This window comes from Variovorax sp. E3, from assembly GCF_016082275.1.
Classification (GTDB): Bacteria; Pseudomonadota; Gammaproteobacteria; order Burkholderiales; family Burkholderiaceae_C; genus Variovorax.
This window is the reverse complement of record NZ_MOWM01000101.1, coordinates 13,184-27,545: the sequence shown is the minus strand read 5'-3', so window position 1 is coordinate 27,545 and position 14,362 is coordinate 13,184. Positions and strand designations below refer to the sequence as shown.

Annotated in this window: 20 protein-coding genes; 18 read left to right on the top strand and 2 right to left on the bottom strand. The window is 66.7% G+C overall.

Annotated features, from left to right (window positions below):
- Positions 1-254 precede the first annotated feature (254 nt).
- A complete protein-coding gene (locus BMG07_RS27425) occupies positions 255-821 on the bottom strand; it encodes a thioredoxin family protein (protein ID WP_198087177.1) in 567 nt (188 codons plus the stop codon).
- Between the two features lie 212 nt (positions 822-1,033).
- Between BMG07_RS27425 and BMG07_RS27420 the strand changes: the two genes are divergently transcribed.
- The 14 genes from BMG07_RS27420 to BMG07_RS27375 all read left to right on the top strand — a co-directional run bounded on the left by BMG07_RS27420 (position 1,034) and on the right by BMG07_RS27375 (position 11,325).
- Complete coding sequence (locus BMG07_RS27420) at positions 1,034-1,882, top strand: hypothetical protein (protein WP_269759431.1); 849 nt, start codon at positions 1,034-1,036, stop codon at positions 1,880-1,882.
- A gap of 383 nt (positions 1,883-2,265) precedes the next feature.
- Entirely contained in the window at positions 2,266-3,879 is a 1,614-nt protein-coding gene (locus BMG07_RS27415) for a ShlB/FhaC/HecB family hemolysin secretion/activation protein (RefSeq protein ID WP_269759430.1), read from the top strand.
- A 76-nt stretch (positions 3,880-3,955) separates the two neighbouring features.
- Positions 3,956-4,681, top strand: coding sequence for a DUF2341 domain-containing protein (locus BMG07_RS44350; protein ID WP_307867093.1), 726 nt, complete (start codon positions 3,956-3,958; stop codon positions 4,679-4,681).
- The gene (locus tag BMG07_RS44345) at positions 4,642-5,016 is read left to right on the top strand and encodes a hypothetical protein (protein ID WP_307867092.1); all 375 of its coding nucleotides are present in this window, start codon (positions 4,642-4,644) and stop codon (positions 5,014-5,016) included. Before BMG07_RS44350 ends, BMG07_RS44345 begins: the two co-directional genes overlap by 40 nt.
- Entirely contained in the window at positions 4,938-5,771 is an 834-nt protein-coding gene (locus BMG07_RS44340) for a MotA/TolQ/ExbB proton channel family protein (protein ID WP_307867091.1), read from the top strand. Before BMG07_RS44345 ends, BMG07_RS44340 begins: the two co-directional genes overlap by 79 nt.
- Positions 5,772-5,830: 59 nt before the next feature.
- Positions 5,831-6,196 (top strand): biopolymer transporter ExbD, encoded by a 366-nt coding sequence (locus tag BMG07_RS27405; protein WP_198087180.1) that lies wholly within the window; start codon positions 5,831-5,833, stop codon positions 6,194-6,196.
- 10 nt (positions 6,197-6,206) lie between these two features.
- A complete protein-coding gene (locus BMG07_RS27400; RefSeq protein WP_307867090.1) occupies positions 6,207-6,956 on the top strand; it encodes an energy transducer TonB in 750 nt (249 codons plus the stop codon).
- A gap of 62 nt (positions 6,957-7,018) precedes the next feature.
- Positions 7,019-8,800: a putative porin gene (locus BMG07_RS27395; protein WP_198087175.1), complete on the top strand. Its 1,782-nt coding sequence runs from the start codon at positions 7,019-7,021 to the stop codon at positions 8,798-8,800.
- 10 nt (positions 8,801-8,810) lie between these two features.
- Complete coding sequence (locus BMG07_RS27390; protein WP_198087174.1) at positions 8,811-9,557, top strand: hypothetical protein; 747 nt, start codon at positions 8,811-8,813, stop codon at positions 9,555-9,557.
- The gene (locus BMG07_RS42900; protein ID WP_269759437.1) at positions 9,554-9,889 is read left to right on the top strand and encodes a hypothetical protein; all 336 of its coding nucleotides are present in this window, start codon (positions 9,554-9,556) and stop codon (positions 9,887-9,889) included. Before BMG07_RS27390 ends, BMG07_RS42900 begins: the two co-directional genes overlap by 4 nt.
- Positions 9,886-10,281, top strand: coding sequence for a peptidylprolyl isomerase (locus BMG07_RS42895; RefSeq protein ID WP_307867089.1), 396 nt, complete (start codon positions 9,886-9,888; stop codon positions 10,279-10,281). Before BMG07_RS42900 ends, BMG07_RS42895 begins: the two co-directional genes overlap by 4 nt.
- On the top strand, positions 10,278-10,466 hold the full coding sequence (locus tag BMG07_RS42890) for a hypothetical protein (protein ID WP_269759429.1): 189 nt from the start codon (positions 10,278-10,280) through the stop codon (positions 10,464-10,466). The genes BMG07_RS42895 and BMG07_RS42890 overlap by 4 nt, the downstream gene beginning before the upstream one ends.
- A 35-nt stretch (positions 10,467-10,501) precedes the next feature.
- Entirely contained in the window at positions 10,502-11,062 is a 561-nt protein-coding gene (locus tag BMG07_RS27380; protein WP_198087173.1) for a YbjN domain-containing protein, read from the top strand.
- 8 nt (positions 11,063-11,070) lie between these two features.
- Positions 11,071-11,325 (top strand): hypothetical protein, encoded by a 255-nt coding sequence (locus tag BMG07_RS27375; protein WP_198087172.1) that lies wholly within the window; start codon positions 11,071-11,073, stop codon positions 11,323-11,325.
- Between the two features lie 18 nt (positions 11,326-11,343).
- On the opposite strand, the gene BMG07_RS27370 is transcribed toward BMG07_RS27375, so the two are convergent.
- Positions 11,344-11,847: an ATP-binding protein gene (locus tag BMG07_RS27370; RefSeq protein ID WP_198087171.1), complete on the bottom strand. Its 504-nt coding sequence runs from the start codon at positions 11,845-11,847 to the stop codon at positions 11,344-11,346.
- A 144-nt stretch (positions 11,848-11,991) separates the two neighbouring features.
- On the opposite strand from BMG07_RS27370, the gene BMG07_RS27365 reads away from it, so the two are divergent.
- The 4 genes from BMG07_RS27365 (at position 11,992) to BMG07_RS27350 (ending at position 14,337) form a co-directional block, all read left to right on the top strand.
- Positions 11,992-12,288 carry a hypothetical protein gene (locus tag BMG07_RS27365; protein ID WP_198087170.1) on the top strand — a complete coding sequence of 99 codons (297 nt, stop codon included), beginning with the start codon at positions 11,992-11,994 and terminating at the stop codon, positions 12,286-12,288.
- A gap of 264 nt (positions 12,289-12,552) precedes the next feature.
- A complete protein-coding gene (locus BMG07_RS27360; RefSeq protein ID WP_198087169.1) occupies positions 12,553-12,894 on the top strand; it encodes a hypothetical protein in 342 nt (113 codons plus the stop codon).
- A 269-nt stretch (positions 12,895-13,163) separates the two neighbouring features.
- The gene (locus BMG07_RS27355; protein WP_198087168.1) at positions 13,164-13,625 is read left to right on the top strand and encodes a hypothetical protein; all 462 of its coding nucleotides are present in this window, start codon (positions 13,164-13,166) and stop codon (positions 13,623-13,625) included.
- A gap of 100 nt (positions 13,626-13,725) precedes the next feature.
- Entirely contained in the window at positions 13,726-14,337 is a 612-nt protein-coding gene (locus tag BMG07_RS27350) for a hypothetical protein (RefSeq protein ID WP_198087167.1), read from the top strand.
- Positions 14,338-14,362 lie beyond the last annotated feature (25 nt).

Here is a 14,362-nt window from a genome sequence, read left to right as displayed (position 1 = left end):
CCCCCGGCTTCGCCTCCTCCTTTATTTCGCTGCGGGAGACACCCGATGCCCTGTGCACTTGGGCACGCGGCTGGTGCTCGCCGATCAACGAAAGCTCCGAATATCGCTCGCGCTGATGGTGTGCTCTGTGCAGCGAAATAAAGGAGGAGGGGCGAAGCCCCGGGGGACATTCGCGGAGCAGAGCACGCCGTCGGCGCGAGCGCGCCCTGAACAGCGACCCACAACGCGAACAGCCGAGCAGGTAGGGCGCCGCTTCAAGACCCCGCCGGCGCGGGCTCGGCCAGCAACGCCTGGATCTTTTTCTCCGTCGTGCCGTAGCTGCCCTCGCCGAAGTGCGAATAGACGATCTTTCCCTGCTTGTCGATCAGGTACACGGCGGGCCAGTACTGGTTCTTGAACGCCTTCCAGGTGCCGTAGCTGTTGTCCTGCGCCACGGCATGCTTGATCTGCAGGCGCTGGATCGCGTCCTTCACGTTCTTGGTCGACTTTTCATACGCGAACTCGGGCGTGTGCACGCCGACGACGACCAGGCCCTTGTCCTTGTACTTCTCGTTCCAGTCCTTCACGTAGGGCAGGTGGTTCAGGCAGTTGATGCAGGTGTAGGTCCAGAAGTCGACCAGCACGACCTTGCCGCGCAGCTCCTCGAGCTTGAGCGGCTGCGAGTTGAGCCAGGTGTCGATGTTCTGGAACTCGGGCGCGGCCTGCGCCTCGGCGGCGGAGATGTCGCCACCCAGCGGCGGCGCCGCGAAGGTGAGCGTGAGGGCGGCGGCCGAGGCTGCGATGGCGACGGCGAAGAAGGTGAGGGGAGAGCGCAGGCGCATGGCGATTCCTTCGGAAGAATGACGGTCGGGTTCGGTGAACGGAACCGATTTTTCGTCGCGACCACGCCCGCGCGGACGAATGGCGTATGCCTGTGTATCCGCGATGGCGACGCAACACACTACGTTTCACGGCGAGGCCCGCAGGCGAGTCGTGCGAGTCGTTCCGCTGGGCCCGTGGACAATCCGGCCAGCACACATATTGGGAATTTCGAATGTCGATCGTCCGCATGGACCCGGGACAGCTGCTGGAAAAATCCGGGAGTCCTCATCCAGGAAATGGATGCGGCGCTGCCGGTGAACACGGCGCGCGCATGAACAACCGGGAGCTCCTGCAAGCGCAGTTGAACGCCTTCTACAAAACGGCCCTCGCCGAGGCCCGGCCGCTCTTCGACGAAGGCCAGCTTGCCAGGCTGTCGGCACCCTTGCTGGTTTCCATTTCCGACGCCTATCTGGATTCGCCCGTGCGCATCATGTTTGTCGGAAAGGAAACCAACGGTTGGTGGGGCAAGCTCCGCACCTACTACGCCACCGAAGATGCAGCCGACAAACTGCTGGCGTGCTATCGCCGACAGATGGCGGGGCAGAGATGGTCGGGCCGCTTTTTCCAGATGGTCGGCCGCACGGCGCGGGAGCTTGCCGGAGCGCAGGTGCCCGCTATTGCCTGGACCAATCTGATGCGCACGGATCTGGAACAGGGCAAGGGCTTCTCCCGCAACTCGAAGGCGTTCTCCGAGGCGTTGACCCAGGTGTCCCGAAAGATGCTCAGGTACGAGTTCGACCTGCTCAAACCCGATGTCGTCATCTTCGCCTGCGGCCCGGGCTACGACAGCGAGATCAAGGCGGTGTTCGGGGACCGCACGGAAAGCGAGGCGATCGTTCCCCGCGCGCTGTGGCATTTCAAGGTCGGGCACACGCTGTGCTTTCGCGCCCAGCACCCGCAGGCCATCCACCGCAAGGGTTCGGCGCTGAAGCCGGTGGGCTTCTACTACGCGGAGATCTTCGCGCGGGTCAAAGCGAGTTTTCCGCATGTCTACGAGAAGGCGGGGGAAACGGGCGCGTGAGGCTGTCGCCGCATTGCGCGCAAGCCGGCTGACGCCGCGCTGAAGAGCGCTAGAAGCGCGCGTCAATACGCGTGCCGAGCCGCACCGATTTTCATCGCCATGTCACAAAGCAAGGGCCTCCCGCGTGGAGGCCCTTCTTCTTATGCGCGTGAAAACACGCTGCACGGCCCCAGTGTCTTTTTCTTGATGAAGTTTTTGTGACAAACGGCAGTCGCCGCGAGCGCCGCGCGTCTAGATAGGCGTACGCAGCAGCGACATGGAGTCTCTCCAACATGCGCGGCTGCCAAGCGAGCTTCATCTTTGAGAACGAGCTGTAAATGCATGACATGAAGAAGAACGGCCCACCGATGTGTTGGAGAGCGGTGTGGCTGGCAGTGATGGCGATGAGCGCCCAGGGCGCGGTGTTTGCGCAGGGCTCCGCGTCGTCCACATCCACAACCGAAACCCCGCCCGCGGCGGTGGCCACGCCGGTCACCCCCGCGGCCCCTGCCACCCCCGAGTCGACCCGCAAGGTCGACATTTCCGAATACATCGTGCGCGGCAACACCGTGCTCGACGCCCGCGCCATCGAGAAGGCGGTCACGCCTTTCCTCGGCCCCGACCGCACGCTGAAGGACGTGGAGGGCGCGCGCGACGCGCTGCTCGCGGCCTACCAGGCGGCGGGCTACCAGTCGGTGTATGTCGACCTGCCCGAACAGCAGGTCACGCAAGGCGTCGTGTTCCTGCAGGTCAACGAGACCCGCGTGGGCCGCGTGCGCGTGGTGGGCGCCGAGTACAACTCACCGCTGGACGTGCGCGAGCAGGTGCCGGCGCTGAAGGAGGGCGGCGTGCCCAACTTCAACACCGCGCAGGCCGAGCTCACCGCGCTCAACCGCAGCCCCAAGCGCCAGGTGATGCCGCTGGTGCGCCAGGGTGCCATGCCCGGCACCATGGACGTGGACCTGAAGGTCGACGACAGCAGCCCGTGGCGTGCCAGCGTGGGCCTGAACAACGACTACAGCGCCGACACGCGCAAGCTGCGCGCCACCGCCTCGCTGGGCCACGACAACCTCTGGCAACTGGGCCACAGCGCGTCGATCAGCTTCTTCGGCGCGCCGCAGGACCTGAGCCAGACCAAGGTCATTTCGGCGAGCTACACCGCGCCGCTGGCCGGCACCAACTGGAGCCTGGAAGGCAACGCCTACGTGTCCGACAGCGACGTGGCCACCACCGGCGGCACCAACGTGCTGGGCAAGGGCCACTCCATCGGCCTGAAGGCGACCTACACCGTGCCCAATGCCGGCAACTGGTGGCATGCCTTCAGCGTGGGCGTGGACTTCAAGAACAACGAGGAAGCGCTGCGCCTGAAGGGCAGCGGCGACACCGTGCCGCTGAAGTACGCACCCATCACGCTGTCTTACTCGGGCTTCCGCCAGAGCGAGAAGAGCCAGTACGGCGTGGGCATTTCGCTGGTGGTGGGCACGAGCAGCTCGTTCGGCTACAGCAGCGACTGGGCCGCGTTCGACTACAAGCGCTACAAGGCCTCGCCCAGCTTCATGGTGCTGAAGGCCGACCTCAACGGCACCCACACCTTCGAGGGCGGCCAGCAGCTGGCGGCGCGCTTCAACGCGCAGATGACCGACTCGCCGCTGGTGTCCAGCGAGCAGATCGCCGGCGGCGGCATGAACTCGGTGCGCGGTTACCTCTCGGCCGAAGCCACCGGCGACTACGGCATGGTCGGCTCGCTCGAGCTTCGCAGCCAGCCGATCACCGTGCTGGGCCCGCTGGTGGAGAACTGGCGCGTGTATGCCTTCGCCGATGCGGCGCGCCTGCGCCTGAAGAGCCCGCTGCCCGAGCAGAACGACAAGTTCCTGCTGGCGTCGGTGGGCGTGGGCACGACCTTCAAGCTGGGGCAGTACTTCTCGGGCCGCGTCGACTTCGGCTACCCGCTGAAGGACGGGCCCCGCACCAAGCGCCACGACTCGCGCGTGAATTTCAGTCTGACCGCGAACTACTGACGACGACGTCGGCTTCCAGTTTTCTTTTCTTTTTTTTCAATTTTTTCTCTCTACGAGCTTTTCGGAGAACCCTGTCATGCGACGCATTCTTTTCATCGTGCTCACGCTGCTGAGCGCGCTCTTGCCGAACCTGGCCCACGCCTGGTGGCAAGCCGAGTGGTCCTACCGCAAACCCGTCACCATCGACGGCGGCCCGCAGGCCGGCGCCATCGGCAGCGATGCCGGGCGCGTGCCCGTGCTGGTGCGCCTGCACACCGGCAACTTCAAGTTCGAAGGCGTGAGCGAAACCGGCGCCGACCTGCGCTTCATCGCGGCCGACGACAAGACGGTGCTGAACCACCAGATCGAACAGTTCGATCCGCTGCTGGGCATTGCGCTGATCTGGGTCGACGTGCCCAACGTCTCGGCCGGCACGCCGCAGAAGCTGTGGATGTACTACGGCAACCCCAAGGCCCCGGCCTCGGGCAACGGCCAGCGCAGCTTCGACCCCGACTACACGCTGGTCTACCACTTCGCCGAAGGCGCCGTGCCGCCGCGTGACACCACGGCCTACGCCAACAACGGCCAGACCGCTGTCGTGCCGGTCGAGGGCACCGTCATCGGCAAGGGCGCGCAGCTGGGCGCCGCCGCGCTCATGCTGCCGGCCACGCCGTCGCTCGCCGTGCAGGCCGGTGGCGCGCTCACCTTCTCCGCATGGGTCAAGCCCGACCAACTCGGCGCGCGCCAGGCCATCTACGCCCGCCGCGACGCGCCGGCGAACTGGTGGTCGGCATCGACCAGGGCGTGCCCTTCGTGCAGGTGAACGGCCAGCGCAGCACCCCGGGCCAGCCGATCCAGGCCGGCCAGTGGTCGCACATTGCCGTGAAGGCCGAAGGCGACAGCGTGGCGCTGTATGTCGGTGGCCGTCCCACCGTGTCGCTGGCCGCCAAGCTGCCCGCCCTGAACACCGCCGCCGCCATCGGCGCCGACGTGGCGCCCACCGCGCCCGCCGCCGCCAACGCACAGGCGCGCAAGCCGCTGCCGCCACGTTCGCCAACTTCACCGGCGCGATCGACGAAGTGCGCCTGTCGAAGGTCGCCCGCGCCGACGCGATGCTGCTGGCCGACGCCGTCTCGCAAGGCGCCGAGTCGCGCCTGACCGCGTTCGGCGCCGACGAGCAGCAAGCCGGCAAGAGCCACTTCGGCTTCATCCTGGCCGCGATGCCGCTGGACGCCTGGGTCGTGGTGGGCCTGCTGGGCCTGATGATGGCGCTGTCGTGGGCCATCATGATCGGCAAGGGCCGCAGCTACGGCGCCACCTCGCGCGCCAACGCCGCCTTCGTCGAGCACTTCCGCGAAGCCGCCGGCGCGCCGCTGGACCGCCTGGCCGTGAACAACACCGTGCCGCAAGAGGTGCGCGCCGACTCGTCGCTGTGGCGCCTGTACGAAGTGGCCATCGACGAAATGCGCCGCCGCCATGACCGCGGCTACGACCTGAACTCGGTGTCGGTGGCCACCATCGGCGCCATCCGCGCCGCCATGGACGGCGTGATGGTGCGCGAGACCGAGCGCATGTCCAAGCGCATGAACTGGCTCTCGACCACCATCGAAGGCGCGCCCTACGTCGGCCTGTTCGGCACCGTGATCGGCATCATGCTGGTGTTCGTCGTGGCGGCCATGGCCGGCGCGGTGGACATCAACTCGGTGGCACCCGGCATGGCGGCCGCGCTGCTGTGTACCGCCGCCGGCCTGGGCGTCGCGATTCCCGCGCTGTTCGGCTACAACTGGCTGGCCTCGCGCTCGGACGCCATCGGCGCCGACATGGCCGTGTTCGTGGACGAGTTCGTCACGCGCCTGGCGGAAGAGCAGGGCGAAGGCCGCTCGGTGCCGCACGCGGTCGCCAAGCGCGCCTGAGGACGGGGCACCATGCAAACACCGCAGCCAAGTTCGGCACCCGCAAGCGCGCGGGCGGCATCAACATCACGCCCTTCGTCGACGTGCTGCTGGTGGTGCTGGTGATCTTCATCCTCACCAGCAACGCCAGCATCCCGGGCATCAAGGTCGACCTGCCGAAGGCCAGCGCCTCGGTGGCGCTTGAGAAGCCCAAGACCAAGGCCATCACCATCGACAACGCGGGCAACGTGTTCCTCGATGCCTACCCGGTCACGCTGCCGGAGCTCGAGGAGCGCCTGCGCACCGAGAAGGCGCTGTCGCCCGACTTCCCCGTGATCGTGCGCGGCGATGCCAGCGTGCAGTACGCGAAGGTGGTCGACGTGCTGGACCTGCTGCGCCGCATCGAGCTGAACCAGATCGGCCTCGTGACCGGCAAGCAGAAGTGAGGAACGGAGAGTGAAACCTCGCGACCCGAGTTCTCCTGCTTTCGCGCACGGCGCGGGCGCCCGGCCGGGCGTCCAGGCGGGCGGTGCGGGGCTGTGGCGCCGTTGGGGTGGCGTGGTCATCGGCGCGGCGATCCTTGCCGCGCTGGTGGCCCTGGTATGGCACCTGCTGTCGGACACCGCGAGCACCAAGCGCGTGGTGGCCGATGCGCCGATGCTGATGCTGCCGCCCCCACCGCCGCCGCCGCCCGAGCCCGAGAAGCTGCCCGAGCCCGAGCCCGAAAAGATCAAGCCGGTGACGGAGCCCGAACCGAAGCCGATGGAGCCGCTGGAGCCCCCGAAGGACGACACGCCCCCGAGCCCGGCCAAAGACCTGGGCGACCCCGTGACCATGGACAGCGCCGGACAGGCCGGCAACGACGCATTCGGCATCCAGGCCGGCAGCGGCGGCGGCATGAGCGGCACCGGCGCCGGCGGCGGCCTGGGCAGCGGCTCGTATGCGCGCTACGTGTCGAGCCTGTTGCAGCAGGCGCTGTCGCGCGACCCGCGCACGCGGCAACTGGTGTTCGACGACATCCAGGTCGACATCTGGCTGGGCGCCGACGGCAAGACCACGCGGGTGCAACTGGTGCGCAGCACCGGCACGCCCGAGTCCGACGAAGCGGTGCTGGGCATGCTGCGCGCGCTGGACCGCGTCGACGAGAAGCCGCCGGCCTCGCTGCGCTTTCCGATGCGCGTGTCCATGAAGGGGCGCCGGCCATGACGAAGAACCACGCCAGTGCCCAAGAGGCCCTGCCTGTCCCATTCCATTCTGTGAACGAAGCGATGAACCATCTCAAGAACATTTCGAGCCGGGGCGCCATGCCGACCCTGCGCAAATGCGCGCTCGCGGCGGCCGTGGCCTCCGCGTTCGTCTTCGCGGCCGGCAATGCCGCCGCCCAGGCTGCACCGGCCGAGTCGGCCATGGTCAAGCTGATCCGCGGCCTGATCCAGAGCGGCACGCTCGCCAAGGACGTGGGCGAGGCCCTGCTGGCCCAGGCCCAGACCGAGGCCCTGGCCGCGCAGCAGGCGCAGCGCATGTCGGCCGCCACCACCGCCGCATCGGCCAGCACCGCCGGCGGCGTGCGGCTGGAAGCCGGCGACGTGCGCGTGCCCTATATCTCGCAGACCGTGCGCGACCAGATCCGCGACGAGGTCAAGGCGCAGGTCATGGCGCAGGCCAAGGACGAAGGCTGGGCCGCCCCCAACGAAACGCCCGAGTGGAGCAAGCGCATCCGCGTGGAAGGCGACGTGCGCGTGCGCAACGAGTCACGCAACTACGCGGGCAACAACAGCAACATCGAGATCAACTGGGCCGAGCTCAACAAGGGCGCGGGCTACGACGTCAACCCCAACACCAACCTGGCGCTGCCGTCCATTCTCAACACCCGCCAGGACCGCAAGAACCTGTTCCGCGCCCGCGCGCGGCTGGGCGTGTACGCCGACCTCACCGAGAACACCAAGGCCGGCGTGCGTCTGGCCTCGGGCAGCGACGACAGCCCGGTGTCGACCACGCAAACGCTGGGCGGCGGCCTGGGCAAGAAGAGCGTGTGGCTCGACCAGATGTGGATCTCGCACAAGCCGGTCGACTGGCTCACCGTCACGGCGGGCCGCTTCGGCAACCCGTTCATGTCGACCGACCTGCTGTACTCCAGCGACCTGAACTTCGACGGCATTGCCGCGCAGTTCGAGAAGAAGCTCGCGGCCAACCGCGACCTCACGCTGTTCGGCACGCTGGGCCTGATTCCGCTGGAGTATTCGTCGGACAACGCACCGAGCCGCAGCCAGACCAAGATGAAGAGCGAGAACAAGTGGCTCTTCGGCGCGCAGGCCGGCGCCGAGTGGAAGCTGGACGAAGAAAACCGCGTGCGCGGCGCGCTCGCGTACTACAACTTCCGCAACATCAGCGGCCAGGTCTCGCAGCCTTGCGCGCTGTATGCGGGCGCCGACGGCTGCAGCACCGACTGGTCGCGCCCGGCCTTCATGCAGAAGGGCAACACCCTCATGCTGCTGCGCGACATCTCGCTGGACCCGCTCAACCCGGCCGGCACGCCGCAGCCGCAGTACGTGGGCCTGGCGTCGAAGTTCCGCCTGATCGACCTGAACCTGCGCTGGGACACCGCGGTGGCGGGCAACAACCTGCGCCTGGACGCCAACTTCGTGAAGAACACGGCCTACGACGCACGCGACATCTGGAACCGCGCGGGCATTCGCGGCGCCATCGTCAACAACTTCGGCGCCACCGGCGGCACCAGCCAGGCCGACTTCAAGAGCGGCGGCAACGCCTACATGCTGCAGGCCACCTACGGCAAGCCGGCACCGAGCGCGCGCGGCGACTGGAACGTGCTGGCGGGCTACAAGCGCATCGAACCCGATGCCATGCCCGACGGCTACAACGACTCGACCTTCCACGGCGGCGGCACCAATGCGCGCGGCTACTTCCTGGGCGGCTCGTACGCGATCGACAAGAACATGTGGTTCACCGGCCGCTGGATCTCGACCAAGGAAGTCTACGGACCGCCGCAGTCGATCGACACCCTGCAGCTCGAATTCAATGCGCGTTTCTAAGGAGCCCGCCGTGTCCAGAAAAATCTTCCCGGCCCTGTTGCTGGCGACCCTGGCCGCCACGGCCGGCGTGACCCATGCACAGCAGGCCCCGGGCGGCCAGAGCATGGAAGAGCGGCTGCGCGCGCAACTGCGCGCCACCACCACGCAACTGCAGCAGGCGCAGAACGAGCTGGCCGCGCTGAAGGCGGGGCAGCCCGCCGGGGCGCCCGCCAAGACGGCCGGCGCGGCGGCGAGCCCTTCGGAGCTGGAGGCGCTCAAGAAGGAACTGGCGCAGAGCCAGTCGCAGCAGTCGGCCGAGCGCCGTGCGCGCGAGCAGGCCGGCGCCGGCAGCCAGCAATTGCGCCAGCAGGCGCAGGCCACGACCGAGAAGGCCACCGCGCAGATCGCGCAGTACCGCGGCGCCTATGACGACCTGCTGAAGATGGCCCGCGCCTCCGAAGCCGAGCGCCAGCGCCTGGCCAACGAGGCCGCGACGCACCGCACCGCCATTGCGCAGTGCGAGGCCAAGAACGCGCAGCTCTATGCCGTGGGTCAGGAGATCCTGAAGGCCTACGAGACCGTGGACCTGGGCAGCGTGCTGGCATCGCGCCAGCCCTTCGCCGCACAGAGCCGCGTGAAGTTCGAGCAGATCGCGCAGCAGTACGGCGACAAGCTGTACGAAGGCAAGTTCGACGTGCGCGCGGTGAATGCACCGGCGCCCGCTGCGCCGGCCGCACCGGCCGCCGCCGCCGCGCCCGCATCGGGAGACAAGCAATGAAGCGCATCAAGTCGTCTTCCGCCGCGCTGGTGCTGTTGATGTCGACCATCGGCATGGCCGGCGCGCAGACACCCGCGCCCGGCAACGCCGTGGTCGCCCGTCTGGGAGAAGTCACCGTGGGACAGGAAGAAATCGCGAAGTTGCTGCAGTCGCTGCCCGAGGCCGAGCGCGCCGCCGTCAAGGCCGACCGCGCAACGCTCGACGGCTGGCTGCGCCAGCGCCTGCTGAGCGAAGCCGTGCTGCGCGACGCGCGCGCCAAGGGCTGGGCCGACCGCGCCGACGCAAGGCCAAGGTCGACGCCGCCACGCGCGAGATCGCCTCGCGCGTCGTGAGCACCAGCTACCTGGAGTCGGTGAGCCAGGTGCCCGCGGGCTACCCGTCGGACGCCGAGGTCAAGGCCGCCTACGAGCAGGGCAAGACCAGCTACAACCTGCCGGCCGCCTACCGCGTGGCGCAGATCTACCTGGCCACGCCCGACCGCAGCGCGAGCGCCGTGGCCAAGGTGCGCGAAGAGGCGGGCAAGCTCGCCCGCCAGGCCCGCGCCGGCGACTTCGCGGCCGTGGCGCGCGCCAGTTCGCAGGACAAGCGCACCGCCGAGCGCGGCGGCGAGGTCGACACCCTGCCGCTCGCGCGCATTCTTCCGGAGCTGCGCGACACCGTCGCCAAGCTCAAGCCGGGGCAGGTGAGCGAGCCCGTGCAGGCCGAGGCCGGCTTCATGTGGTGAAGCTGCTCGACGTCACGCCCGCGCGCACCGCCACGCTCGAAGAAATGACGCCGCAACTGCAGGCCGCCTTGCGTCAGCAGCGGCAGCAGCAGCTGGTGCAGGCCTACCTCGCGCAGGTCGCGCCGGCCACCAACCTGAGCATCGATGCCGCGGCGCTGGACGCCGCGCTCAAGAAGACCAACTGATCACCATCACCACCAACAACATTCACAGGGTCACCATGAACGACACCACCGCAAGCATCACCACCTCCGCCACCGAAGCCGCCGACATCGCCGGCGCGGCAAACATCAACGACCTGCTGGACGCCGTCACGCCCGAGCAGGTGTCGGACGCCATCAAGGCCGCCGGCGGCGCTGTCACCACCATCGAGCAGGACGGCGTGGTGCGCCTGCACAGCGCCAGCCACGGCATCGGCTTCCAGGTGCTGTGGGGCAACCCCGTCACCACCACCCAGTACACCGACTTCACCCTGAGCTGCCCGCTGCATGTGCAGGGCGGCACGCTGCCCGAAGCCGTGCTGTCGTCGTGGCACCGCACCAAGCGCTTCGCGCGCGTGGCACAGCACGGCGACTTCGTCGTGCTGGAGATGGACGTGGTCGTGGCCGGCGGCGTGAGCCCCGCGTACCTGGCCTTTGCCGTGCGCCTGTGGATGCAGATGATGGGCGAGTTCTTCCTGCACCTGCGCAACTACGGCCCCGCCGCCGAGACGCGCGGCGACGCGGCGAATGCCGAAGCCGGTGATGTCGCCGGTGCCCAGGGCGCGTCCGCCGCTGCGTGATTCGCGCGATGCCAGCGAGCGCAGCATCCGGCCATCCGGCGGCGGACCTTCACGATTCGCCGACCGGCCGGGCCATCCAGGCCGCCGCGCGGCAGGCCCAGCGCGCGCGCCGCGCCGAGACCGTGCGCCTGCGGCAACGCGCCGCGCTGCTGGAACTGCTGGTGCAGACCATGGCGGACCTGCACATCTCGATGGCGGAGCTCAATGCGGCGCGCAAGGCGATGGCGCCGACCTGGAGGGGGCACGAGGACGTGGGGGGCTGAGCGTCGGCGTCTTCGCAGCTATTGCGACGCGACGAAGCGGACCTCGTATTCGTCGCACTCGATCTCGTCGGGTGCCTCCCAGAGCTTGCTTGCCAGGTCGAACACGTGGTCCGGCACGACCATGGAGAAGGTCGAGCCCTTCTCTTCGTTCCGGCGCCGCACGCGCTCGCGGCGCACGTCGATGGGTGCGTCCAGCACGTGGAGCGTCGGCTCGAAGCCGTCGGCCTGCACGTGGCGGCAGAACTCGGCGCGGCCCTGGCGCTGGATGAGGCCCAGCTCGAGGATCACGTCGGTTCCCGACGCCAGCACGCGCTGCGCGTGTCGCCAGATCAGGTCGAGCAGGCGGTCCTTGCGCGCGATGTACCAGGGAATGAAATCGCCAATGGGGCGGTCGGGACTGAAGAGGGTGGCGAACCATTCGTCCAGCGCGATGTGGACGCCGCCGGTCTTGTGGGCGAGCGCGATGGCGTAGGTCGATTTGCCTGCGCCGACGGGGCCTTCTATGAGATGGATCTGGGGCATGGGAGATGGATGTGTGAGGCCCGGCGGCTCGGCGAGCGTTGCCGCGGACGCGCTAACATTTCAGCATGATCCGCCACTCCGCCCTTGCCGGATCATCATGAGAACAGCAACAACCCAGGGTGTCACTGCGAATTGGAGCACCCCATGTGGAGCATCCTGGCCGATCTTTTCGTCGGCATCTTCGATTTCGTTCTCGATGTCTTCTTGTTCAGAGGCCTGCGCCGCAAGCACGGACGCCGCGACCGCAGCGTCGCCGAGGACGCGTTCGAGGTGGCGCGCTTCGACTTCGTCACCATGACTTTCATCGCGCTGGTGTGCGTCGGGTTGATGCTGCTGCTGACGCACGGCGTGGGGCTTTCGGTGGGGTGGAGCGTGGGCATCGGGATCGCTGTCGGGGCGGTTTGGGGAGTTTGGCGATACTTTCGATTGGTTCGGGAGTGAAGAGGGCGGGGTGGCGTGGGCGCATCGCAGAGCTCGATCACAACCTGAACTTCAACCTTGCCTCCTACCCAGCCAATGAGAGCTTCCCATGAATAGAGTGTCGACGGGCCTGCGGGCTCTGGTCCTCGGTCTTCTCGCGCTAACCACCCTGCACGTCTCGGCCGAGCAGGAAAAAAATCTGGAGGCGGGCTGGCCACTGCGTTGCGGCTGAAGAATGGCTCCGTCCAAAGAACAGGGACCTCGGGCAAGGCTATTCAGGCCTACATGCAGGCCGGGCTGGTCGGCAAGAAGCCGACTCAGCGCAGCGACTACACCGACTACTACTTGCTCCGCAAACCCGCGAGCTTCATGGGTCACGAGCTGGTGGTCATCGAGGAAGAGTACATGGCCCAGTATGTGGGGTGCTGTGTCAGTCCGGGAGCGGGCTTGTCGGTGAAAGTGAATGGCCGCGCGGACAACCTGGAGGCTTTTGCACGCCAGAACAAATGCACCTTCACCGACAAGGTCGATCTTCAACGGACGCTGCGCGACGTGGGCGTCAAGGTCGTGCTGCCTGCTGCCAGGTATGCGACCTTGAGTTGCCGGGAGCGGGACGCGGAGCGTTGACGCCGGGCGCCTTCGAGGCCTGATATTCCTGCGAAGAGGTCGATTGGGACGCACTGCTTGTTGCTGGGTGGAGACTTTTCGACGTCGTCAGAAAACGAGTGACCGCCCAAGTTTTCGCCCTTGCGCCTGCTGTGCCGAGGGCTACAGTCGGCCATACAAGCGGTCGCTCGCGAAGCTCGGCAAAACATCACGGCTGTTTTGCCGGACGGCGCAGAGGTTGCTGATCTCCGCTCCTCCGTTCTCCATCAAACATTCATCGGATTGAAGCGATGCGAAATTTATCTACCTGCCTGTTTGCCGCAACTCTCTTTTTTCATTTGAGCGCCATGGCTCAACCAAGCCTGTGCACATCGAGTGAAACCACCGAGTGGTCTTGCGCGGCGAAGAAGAAAATCTATTCTCTGTGCGCGTCCAAGGACCTTGAAGCGAAGACGGGCTACATGCAGTACCGCGCTGGCACAGCCTCGAAGACGGAATTTCTGTTCCCCGAACGACTGGCGCATCCGAAGGGAAACTTTCGCCTTGCCTTGCAAGCGAAGGGCGTCATGTTCAGTTTCTCGAATGCCGGGTACGAATACGCCATCTATGAGCCGCTGGCAGGTGCAACCCATATTGATGTCGTCAACAGCCAGGGCGCCCAGGTCGCGGACGTAGCGTGCAGCTCGGCCACCGATACGCTGACGTTGACGACCACGATGGCGCGCTTCGAACGCGTGGGTATCTATCGATGAGTGACCCGGCGAGGGGGCTTTGCGCTGGGCAGGCGAGCGGCCAGAGTCGGCCACAAGCTGCCCGTCGCGATAGACAGCTTTCAGGTTAGCCTAGTCAATCATGGGAATCTACGCACAGTTTTGGCATTGCCATCCCGCCGGCCTGGCGGATGAGTTTCTCTCTGGACCGCTTGAAGAATTCGATTCTTGGCTTCTCGAGATCATGGCCGCCTTTCCAGACGATGTAGACCCGGCTGTCTACCCACTCTTGCAGACCGTTCAGGCCAACGGTCGCACGGCATTGCACGCGTTGACGGCACCTGAGGCTGCTGCGGTCGACCGTTTGATGGACGCGTATTTCGGCATGTTCTGCGATATGAAGCGCGGGGACGTCAAACGATCAGCCGAGCAATCGCTGCTGAGGGCGCCGTGTTCCAGAGGAATGCTTGGTTCCGGCAACCATGCCGCCGCTCTCGGTGTCGCCTTCGAACTTTGGAATTTCGTGTTCTCGGGGCGCGCCGTCGCCCGCGATTCGAGCCTCTTGCCTTATGTGTCGGGGGACGGTGTGTATCACCTCTCGTATTGGTCTTTGGACGAAGTGCGCCTTCTTGACGAAGCCTTCGCAGTCGGTCCAATACCGGAAGAAGTTGATCTGAAAGCTCTGGCTGTGGTGAAGAATGCATTGGCGAGCGCGCTCACTCAGCGCTCGGGGCTCATCATCGAGATCGGCTAGAGCGCTGGTGCACGGGGTGCGGATC

Coding starts and splice junctions, on each gene's coding strand:
- BMG07_RS27425 (WP_198087177.1), bottom strand. CDS start 821: ATGCGCCTGCGCTCTCCCCTCACCTTCTTCGCCGTCGCCATCGCAGCC.
- BMG07_RS27420 (WP_269759431.1), top strand. CDS start 1,034: ATGTCGATCGTCCGCATGGACCCGGGACAGCTGCTGGAAAAATCCGGG.
- BMG07_RS27415 (WP_269759430.1), top strand. CDS start 2,266: ATGAGCGCCCAGGGCGCGGTGTTTGCGCAGGGCTCCGCGTCGTCCACA.
- BMG07_RS44350 (WP_307867093.1), top strand. CDS start 3,956: ATGCGACGCATTCTTTTCATCGTGCTCACGCTGCTGAGCGCGCTCTTG.
- BMG07_RS27395 (WP_198087175.1), top strand. CDS start 7,019: ATGAACCATCTCAAGAACATTTCGAGCCGGGGCGCCATGCCGACCCTG.
- BMG07_RS42900 (WP_269759437.1), top strand. CDS start 9,554: ATGAAGCGCATCAAGTCGTCTTCCGCCGCGCTGGTGCTGTTGATGTCG.
- BMG07_RS27380 (WP_198087173.1), top strand. CDS start 10,502: ATGAACGACACCACCGCAAGCATCACCACCTCCGCCACCGAAGCCGCC.
- BMG07_RS27375 (WP_198087172.1), top strand. CDS start 11,071: ATGCCAGCGAGCGCAGCATCCGGCCATCCGGCGGCGGACCTTCACGAT.
- BMG07_RS27370 (WP_198087171.1), bottom strand. CDS start 11,847: ATGCCCCAGATCCATCTCATAGAAGGCCCCGTCGGCGCAGGCAAATCG.
- BMG07_RS27365 (WP_198087170.1), top strand. CDS start 11,992: ATGTGGAGCATCCTGGCCGATCTTTTCGTCGGCATCTTCGATTTCGTT.
- BMG07_RS27360 (WP_198087169.1), top strand. CDS start 12,553: ATGCAGGCCGGGCTGGTCGGCAAGAAGCCGACTCAGCGCAGCGACTAC.
- BMG07_RS27355 (WP_198087168.1), top strand. CDS start 13,164: ATGCGAAATTTATCTACCTGCCTGTTTGCCGCAACTCTCTTTTTTCAT.
- BMG07_RS27350 (WP_198087167.1), top strand. CDS start 13,726: ATGGGAATCTACGCACAGTTTTGGCATTGCCATCCCGCCGGCCTGGCG.